This window comes from Pelomicrobium sp. (assembly GCF_036803785.1).
GTDB lineage: Bacteria > Pseudomonadota > Gammaproteobacteria > Burkholderiales > UBA6910 > Pelomicrobium.
In genome coordinates, this window is record NZ_DAIRTR010000131.1 from 1 (window position 1) to 8065 (window position 8065).

6 protein-coding genes are annotated in these 8065 nt (G+C 67.8%); all 6 read right to left on the minus strand.

Annotation, left to right across the window (positions count from 1 at the left end; translation table 11 throughout):
* Positions 1 to 250: 250 nt before the first annotated feature.
* Positions 251 to 1648: a dihydrolipoyl dehydrogenase family protein gene (locus tag V7Q81_RS13010; protein ID WP_333843978.1), complete on the minus strand. Its 1398-nt coding sequence runs from the start codon at positions 1646 to 1648 to the stop codon at positions 251 to 253.
* A gap of 8 nt (positions 1649 to 1656) precedes the next feature.
* Positions 1657 to 3102, minus strand: coding sequence for a magnesium transporter (gene mgtE / locus V7Q81_RS13015; RefSeq protein ID WP_333843980.1), 1446 nt, complete (start codon positions 3100 to 3102; stop codon positions 1657 to 1659).
* 98 nt (positions 3103 to 3200) lie between these two features.
* Positions 3201 to 3896 carry a monofunctional biosynthetic peptidoglycan transglycosylase gene (mtgA, locus tag V7Q81_RS13020; RefSeq protein ID WP_333843982.1) on the minus strand — a complete coding sequence of 232 codons (696 nt, stop codon included), beginning with the start codon at positions 3894 to 3896 and terminating at the stop codon, positions 3201 to 3203.
* Positions 3897 to 4010: 114 nt separating this feature from the next.
* On the minus strand, positions 4011 to 4847 hold the full coding sequence (aroE, locus tag V7Q81_RS13025) for a shikimate dehydrogenase (RefSeq protein ID WP_333843984.1): 837 nt from the start codon (positions 4845 to 4847) through the stop codon (positions 4011 to 4013).
* A gap of 130 nt (positions 4848 to 4977) precedes the next feature.
* The gene (locus V7Q81_RS13030; protein ID WP_333843987.1) at positions 4978 to 5901 is read right to left on the minus strand and encodes an energy transducer TonB; all 924 of its coding nucleotides are present in this window, start codon (positions 5899 to 5901) and stop codon (positions 4978 to 4980) included.
* Between the two features lie 154 nt (positions 5902 to 6055).
* On the minus strand, positions 6056 to 7912 hold the full coding sequence (locus V7Q81_RS13035; protein ID WP_333843989.1) for a ribonuclease catalytic domain-containing protein: 1857 nt from the start codon (positions 7910 to 7912) through the stop codon (positions 6056 to 6058).
* Between the last annotated feature and the right edge of the window lie 153 nt (positions 7913 to 8065).

An 8065-nucleotide genomic window follows, 5' to 3' on the forward strand; every position in this document is an offset into this window, starting at 1 on the left:
GATCGCCACCGACCGGCCTAAGGAGCGCACCGTGGTCCAGAAGAAAGAAGTGATCGTGGAAAAGGAAGTGATCTACGTAAAGCCCAAGCACCACGACCACGGGTTGCATCTGGGCCATCACAAGCGCAAGCATCGGGACGATTGAACGGGCTCGAGGAAGCGGTCTCGACGCGACCCCGAGCCGATCGAGCATCAGGGGGCGTAAAGGGGAGTGAGGCCGCGGCAACGCGGCCTCTTTTTTAGTCTCTGTTTACCCCCCGTCGCCGAAGACCGGGCCTTGCAGGCCCCACTTGGCGGCCAGGGTCTCCACCGCGTTCAGGAACTCTTCGGCCCGGGTGGGATGGTTGTAGAAGGCCCGGGCGAGGCTTTTGAGGGCGTGGGGATTGCGCAGCTCCCGGGCGACCACATGGATGAGCTCGTCCGCCTGGCGCCCCACCACCTCTGCGCCGAGCAGCGTCCCCCGATCCGCGTCGGCCACGAGCCGCACGAAGCCTTCGGGCGCATCCTGGGCCAGGGCCGCGGGATTGGCCTCGAAGGCGGCGAAGCCCACCGCCGGCTCCAGCGACCGCGCCTCCGCCTGGTCCTCGTTGAGTCCCACCCGTCCCAACTCGAGGGCTGAATACACCAGGGTCGGCACCGCCTCCGCGTCTCGCCGCCGGGCGCCGGGCGTGAGGATGTTGGCCACCGCCACGCTCGCCTCCGCCAAGGCGTGGTTGGACGTCATGGCGGGATTGGCCACGTCGCCGATGGCATAGATGTGGGGAATGCAGGTGCGCTGGGCCTCATCCACCACGATGAAACCGGCGCCATCGGTTTCCACCCCCAGCGCTTGCAGGCCCAGCCCCGCCGTGCAGGGGACACGGCCGCTACCGAGAAGCACCCAATCCACCCGTTCTTCCGATCCGTCGGGAAGGGTGAGCACCACGCCCTCTGCCGTGATCTTCGCGCCCTTCACGCGGGAGCGGGTGCGAGGAGCGACGCCGACGCGGGCCAGGCGCTCCCCCAGGAGCTTCAAGGCGCGCTGGCTGAACCCAGCGCGGGAGAGGGGCTCGGCGTGGGTGAGCCAGAGCACTTCGCACCCCAGCATGGCGAGGATGAAGGCCATCTCGGTGCCCACCACGCCGCTTCCCACCACCGCCACCCGCCGCCCTGGCGGCGGCGGGAAATCGAACAGATCGTCGGTGGTGAGGATGCGGCCTGCGGTCCTGGGCAAGGTGTCGGGGACGAAGGGGAGAGAGCCGGTGGCGAGGATCAGGTGATCCGCGGTGAACGTTTCGCCGCCCACCGCCACGGTGTGGGCGTCCTTGAGGTGCGCCTCCCCGCTGTAGGCCCGGATGCCGAGGCGCTTCATGTAATCGACATAGCTCTCCCGCACCGCCACCACCACCCGGCGCTGGTGCTCCCAGGCCCCGGCGAGATCCGCCTGCAAACGCCCCTCCACGCCCCGCTCCGCGAGGCGGGCGCCGTCGGCCATCAGCATCGCCGTATGATGCCAGGCTTTCTTGGGCACGCAGCCCCGGTTGAGGCAGGTGCCGCCCCACGTCCCCTTCTCCACGATGGCGACGGTGAGCCCCCGCAGGGCGGCGAGCACCGCGGCCCGGTAGCCCCCGGGTCCCGAGCCGATTACCGCCAGGTCGACGTCCGCCATGCCGGGCCTCAGGTGAGGAACAGGGTCGCCAGTCCCAGAAAGATGAAGAACCCCCCGCTGTCGGTGATGGCGGTGATCATCACGCTGGAGCCCGCGGCTGGGTCGGCCCCGAGCCGATAGCGCACGAGAGGGATTGTCACCCCCATCACCGCCGCCAAGAGCAGATTGAGGATCATGGCGGCCATCATCACCAGCCCGAGGGGCACGCTCTGGTAGATGGCGAAGGCGAAGAGCCCCACCACCGCCCCCCAGACGACGCCATTCACCACCGCGACGGCGATCTCCTTGAGGAACAGCTTCTTCGCGTTTTCCCGGGTGATCTGTCCCAAGGCGAGGGCCCGCACGATCATGGTGATGGTCTGGTTGCCGGAATTGCCCCCGATGCCGGCGACGATGGGCATCAAAGCCGCCAGGGCGGTCAACTGGGCGATGGTGCCTTCGAAGATGCCGATCACCCGAGAGGCGATGAAGGCGGTCACCAGGTTGATGGCGAGCCAGGCCCAGCGGTTCTTCACGCTCTTGATCACCGGCGCGAAGAGATCTTCCTCCTCTTCCAGGCCTCCGAGCCCCAGGACTTCGGCTTCGGACTTCTCCCGGATGTAGTCCACCACCGCGTCCACCGTGATCCGTCCCACGATCTTGTGGTCTGCAGAGACCACCGGCGCGCTCACCAGGTCGTAGCGCTCGAAGGCGTTGGCCGCGTCCCGCGCCTTGTCCTCCGGATGGAAGGTGACGATGTCCTGCTCCATCACGTCCCGCACCACGGTCGCGGGATCGTGGAGCAGCAGCCGCTTGATGGGCAGCACCCCCTTCAGGGTACCGGTGCGGTCGACCACGAACAGCTTGTCGGTCTGGTCCGGGAACTCGTCCAGCCGGCGTAGGTAGCGCAGCACCACCTCCAGGGTCACATCCTCCCGCACCGTGATGATGTCGAAGTCCATCAAGGCGCCGACGCTGTCCTCGGGATAGGACAGGGCCGACTGCAGCCGCGCCCGCTCCTCGGCAGGCAGCGACAGCATCACTTCCTCGATCACCCGGGGCGGGAGGTCCGGGGCCAGGTCCGCCAGCTCGTCCGTATCCAGGGTCTGGGCGGCGGCCCGCAGTTCCGCCTCGTCCATGTTCTGGATGAGGCTCTCCCGAACCGCGTCCGAGACCTCCAGCAGGATTTCCCCGTCCCGCTCGGCCTTGACCAGATCCCACACCAGCAGGCGCTGCTCCAGGGGCAGCACCTCCAGGAGCCGGGCCACGTCGGCGGGGTGCATGGCGTCGAGCTTCTTCTGCAGCTCCGCCAGATGTTGCTTGTGCACCAGGCTCTCCACCAGCTCGTGACGCGGCATCTCCTGGCGATGGACCACGTTCTCCACCAGCTCGTGCTTGTGGAGCAGGTCGATCACCTCCTGGAGATCGCTCTGGGGCGCCTCCGCCGCGCGCCTGGTTTCCTCGACTTCGCTCATGGCCTGGAAGAGAATCCCGGAATTCTAGGCGATAAACGCGGGGCCGGTCGAACGGCTGACGCGAAAAGCCGGATCGGCACCAAAAAAAAAAGCGCGGGCTAGGGCACCTGGACCGCCGGCATGCGCGCCAGGATGATCTCGGTCTTGCGCTCGAGCCAGCGGGTACTGCGACGCCGGTCGTAGTAGCGGGGGTTGGGCACCATGGCGGCGAGCCGGGCCGCCTGCCATTCGTTCAAGGCCGCGGCGGAGGTGCCGAAGTAGTGGCGCGCGGCGGCTTCCGCGCCAAACACCCCGTTGCCCCATTCGATCACATTGAGATAGATCTCCAGGATGCGGCGCTTGCTCATCACCGCCTCCAGCATGACGGTGATGAGGGCCTCTTGCGCCTTGCGCCACGGCGTGCGCTCCGGCGACAGGAAGAGGTTCTTGGCGAGCTGCTGGCTGATGGTGGAAGCTCCCACCACGATGCGGCCTTCCCTCAAATTCTTCTCGTAGGCTTTTTGGATCGCCTCGAAGTCGAAACCATCGTGTTCCAGAAAACGGGCGTCCTCCGCCGCTACGATGGCCCGTTTGAGGTGGGGCGAGATCCGCCCGTAGGGGACCCAGCGGTGCTTGAGCTGGGCGTTGGGATGGTCCCGGCGCAGCTCCGCAAGCCGCCGCTCCATGAAGGCGGTGCTCTGCGGATTGAAGCTGTTCCAGTAGAGGATGTGGCCGAAGATCCAGAGCTGATAGCCGATGAAGGCCACCAGGGCAAGCAACGCCACGCGCAGGATGAAGCGGCCGAGACCCTTCACGACGAACGCCCCACTGCCTCAATTGCGCCGCAGAATACCGGAGGATGCCCTCGGCAGAAGCGGCAATGGAGAAGGCGCCGGCAATGGGCGGGCCAGCACGAGCTTCTGCACCGTTCAATCCACCGGCGGCAATTCCTGGGCGAGCCGATCGATCACCGGCCGGGTAGCGGGCCGCACGCCCCGCCAGAGCCAGAAGGACTCGGCCGCCTGCTCTACCAGCATCCCCAGCCCGTCGGCGATGCGGCCGGCTCCGCTCGTGCGGGCCCAGCGCAGGAAGGAGGTCATGCCTCGGCCGTAGACCAGATCGTAGGCAAGGGCGCCGGAAGCGAAGAGCCCGGCCGGCAGGGGGGGAAGTTCCCCCGCGAGGGAGACGGAGGTGGAATTGACCACCAGGTCGAAGCGCTCGCCCGAGAGCGCGGCGTAGCCGCAGGCCGCCACGTCCCGATACCCCGCGGCCCGGGCGATCCCCGCCAGCTCTTCCGCCCGGGACACGGTGCGGTTGGCGATCGTGAGGTGCGCAACGCCCCGGGCGAGGAGCGGAAAGAGCAACCCCCGGGCAGCGCCCCCCGCTCCCATGAGGAGCACGCGGCGCCCGCCCAGGGCAAAATTCAGGTTCTCTTCCACGTCCCGCACGAAGCCCGCCCCGTCCGTGTTGTCCCCCAGGATGCGTCCGTGCTCGAAGGTGAGGGTGTTGACCGCCCCCGCCTGCTGCGCCCGAGGGCTGCGGGCCTCGGACAGCTCGAACGCCTCCTGCTTGAACGGCACCGTCACGTTCATGCCCCGGCCGCCCGCATCGCGAAAGGCACGCACTGCTTGGGCGAAGCCGTCCAGGGGCGCCAGGATCGCCTCATAGGTCAGGTCCTGCCCCGTCTGGCGCGCGAACTCGGCGTGGATCCACGGCGAGCGGCTGTGGGCGACGGGATGACCGATGACGGCGTAGCGGTCGGGCATTTCAGAGGTCAGAAATCAAAACCAAAATCAAACCATCGCCGTAGGGTGCGTTGAGCGCAGCGAAACACACCGGCAAGCCATAGCACCGGTTCGCCCCGAACCAACGAGCCCCGGTCCTCCCGCAATGCGTTCACTCCGCGATCAACTGATCCGAGCGGGTGAAAATCCACGTGCGGGAGATCACCAGGATGTCCGTGTCCTTGCGGATGTTCTCGGGAAACGGCGCGAAGGGGGCGGCCAGCTTCACGATGCGCAGCGCCGCCTCGTCCAGCACCTTGTGCCCCGAAGAGCGGTTGATCTCCACCTTCTCCACCTCCCCGTCGGACTTGATGGACACCGTCACCACCAGGTTGCCGAAGATCTTGTTGCGCCGGGCTTCCTCCGGGTAATTGAGGTTGCCCACCCGCTCGATCTTCATGCGCCAGTCCTCCACGTAGCGGGCGAAGCGGTACTCGGTGGCGCGGGCGCCGATGAACTTGCGCCGGGGGCGCTTCTGGTAGCTCTCCCAGTCCTTTTCGATCTGGGCCTGGAGCCGCGCGAGCTGCATGCTGCGGGCGATCAGCTCGGAGGCATCGGGAAGCTCGGGTGGGGGCGTCTCTTCCGCCTTTTCGCTCTCCTTGGGCGGCGCGGCAGGGGGCACCGGCGGCGCCTGTTCCTTCACCTGGGCGAGGAGGCGCTGCGCCTTCTGTTCCAGCGCCTCGACCTTGCGCTTCGCCTGAGCGAGATCCATCGCGGGACTGTCTTTCTGCTTCGCCGGCAGGGGGCTCTTGGCGCGGCGCGGAGCGTCGGTGTTGCCACCGCCGTCCAGGTTCGCCTGGGCGTAGGCCTCCACCTTGGCCGGCGCCTCCCGGGTGCGGGCGTTCACCAGAATCACCTCGATGGGCGGCGCGGTGTTCACCACCTTGGAGGGATCGGGCAGCTTGAACCCCACGCCGAAGGCGACGAAGGCGTGCAGGGCCACCGAAAGACCCACGGCGACGGCCATCCGGGTGGACGGATCGAAAGCGTGGCCCCGGGGCCATCGGCTCGCCCCGAAGAGCTTGCGCGCTGCCATCACGCCAGCCAAACGTCCTCGCGGAAAAACCGTCTTCAAATGAAAGTTGGGCCGATTGTAGAGCCTCCGGCGCGGGGAGTCACTCAGCCCAGCCCGTGCGGACTCCCCGCGCTTGTTGGGAGAGAAGGGCAAGGGCGTAGGAGGAAGCAGGCTCCTAGGCCCGTAGCGCTTGCGCCTCCACGCCGGCGAAGCGGGCCTGCACCGTAAGCCCCCACAGGTCCACCTCCCCCACTTCGATGCGCACCCGCGTGCCCGGCTTGAGCTCCGGAAGCGAGGGCACCCGCACGTACAGGGGAATGCGGTCCACCTTCACTACGTTCTCCCGCTGCACCTCGGCGCCGGTCAGGCCCACGCCCTCCTGCAAGAGCCAGCGCAGGCACCAGTAGCGCTCCATGGTGCGCTGGAACTCCCCGTAGGCCTCGTAGGTGAGCTCGAAGTCCCGCAAGACGGCGAGCAGCGCCTCGTCCCCCGGCGCGTAGGCGGGCGCCTCGCCCGAAACGAGGGCGATCAGCTGGCGCTGGTTCACGAGGTCCACGTAGCGCCGCAGGGGCGAGGAAGCCCAGGCGTATTGCGCCACCCCCAACCCCTGGTGGGGCGAAGGCACCGTGGTCATGCGCACCCCCGCGGCGCCCTGGGCCCGGTAGATGGCGGCGAAGCCCGCTTCGGCGAGCTGCCGGCCCCAGGCCTGGTTCACCTGGATCATGAGCTCTGCCACCACCTTGTCCACGGGAGAGCCCCGGCGCCGTTCGGTGATGGTGACCCGATCTCCCACTACGTAGAAGTTGTAATCCACCCGAGCCTGCTCGTTTTCGCTCTCCTTGCCCCGGGCCGCCTGCAGCCGGTTGGCCAGGGTCCAGAGGAGGGCCAATTCCTCGGCGAAGGGATAGTCGCGCCGCCCTTCCGCCAAGGTGGCCTCGTTGAACTGGGTCTCCAGCCGGTCGTGGTGCAGGTTGGCGGCAATGCACACCTGCTCGAGCCGGGTCTCGACGGAGCGCAGCGCCAGCTCGGGCCCCAGGTCCAAATACATACTGAGGGCCGGCCGAGCTCCGTCCGCGCTCAAGCTGTGGCGCTCGATCAGGGCGTCGGGGAGCATAGTGATCTTGTCCCCGGGCATGTACACCGTGGAAAGCCGCCGGCGCGCTTCCTGGTCCGGGGCCGAGCCGGGAGGGATCGACAAGGCCGGCGCGGCGATGTGAATGCCCACCCGTACCCCGCCGCCAGGAAGCCAGGTCACCGAAAAGGCATCGTCGATCTCGGTGGTGGTCGCATCGTCGATGGAAAAGGCCTGCGCCTCGGCCAACGGCAGCTCCGGCAGCGGCGCAAGCTCGATGCCCGACTCGAACCCCGTCCCCCGGGGGAAGTGCTGGTACAGAAAGCGCTGCAGGTGGTAGTCGTGGCTGGAGGCGAGTGCGCCACAGCGCTCGAAGAGCCGCGCCGGAGTGAGCCTCAGCTCGCTGCAGGCCACCTCCAGCGCTTTGTATTCGATGGACTGCTTGTCCGGGTCGTACAGGAGCCGCGGCACCAGGGGCCGGAACGCCTCGGGCAGCTCGAAACGCTTGAGCGCCTCCACGTACCGGGCCTGCTGCTCCGCCTGCTGGCGCTTGCGCTCCAAGCTCGCCAGAGCCGCCTTCAGGTTCTCCGGCGGCGCCGCCTGGAAGCGCCCCTTGCCCCGGCGATAGAAGTACATGGGCGCGGCGCACAGCCGCAGGAGCACCGCGGCCGACTCCACTGCAGAGGGCGGATGGCCGAAATACTCCCGGGCCAGTTCTTCGAAGCCGAACTCTTCGCTCCCGCAGCACTGCCACAGAAAGTCCGGGTCCATGGCGTCTGCCAGCGCCTTGGCTCGCTCCATGAGCTCCAGGGGCGCGGGCTCGGCGAAGCGCAGCAGCACGTTGCCCGCCTTCACCTTGGTGCGCTTGCCGTGGGGCGATTCCACCTGCAGGGAAGTCGCATTGTCGGCGAGCACGGCACCCGTCTTGAGGACACCGCTCTCTTCGTATAGGACGTTCATCGGACGGATCGGGGCCGCCTCGGGCGGCGCTTCGGCAGGAGGCTCGCGCCGGCGGGCGGCGCGCAAGCCGGATCAGTGGGGGCGCATTATACCGGAGCCGGGGCGGAGCGGACACGATTGCGGTCTCGACATTTCAATCCCTTCCACCAACAC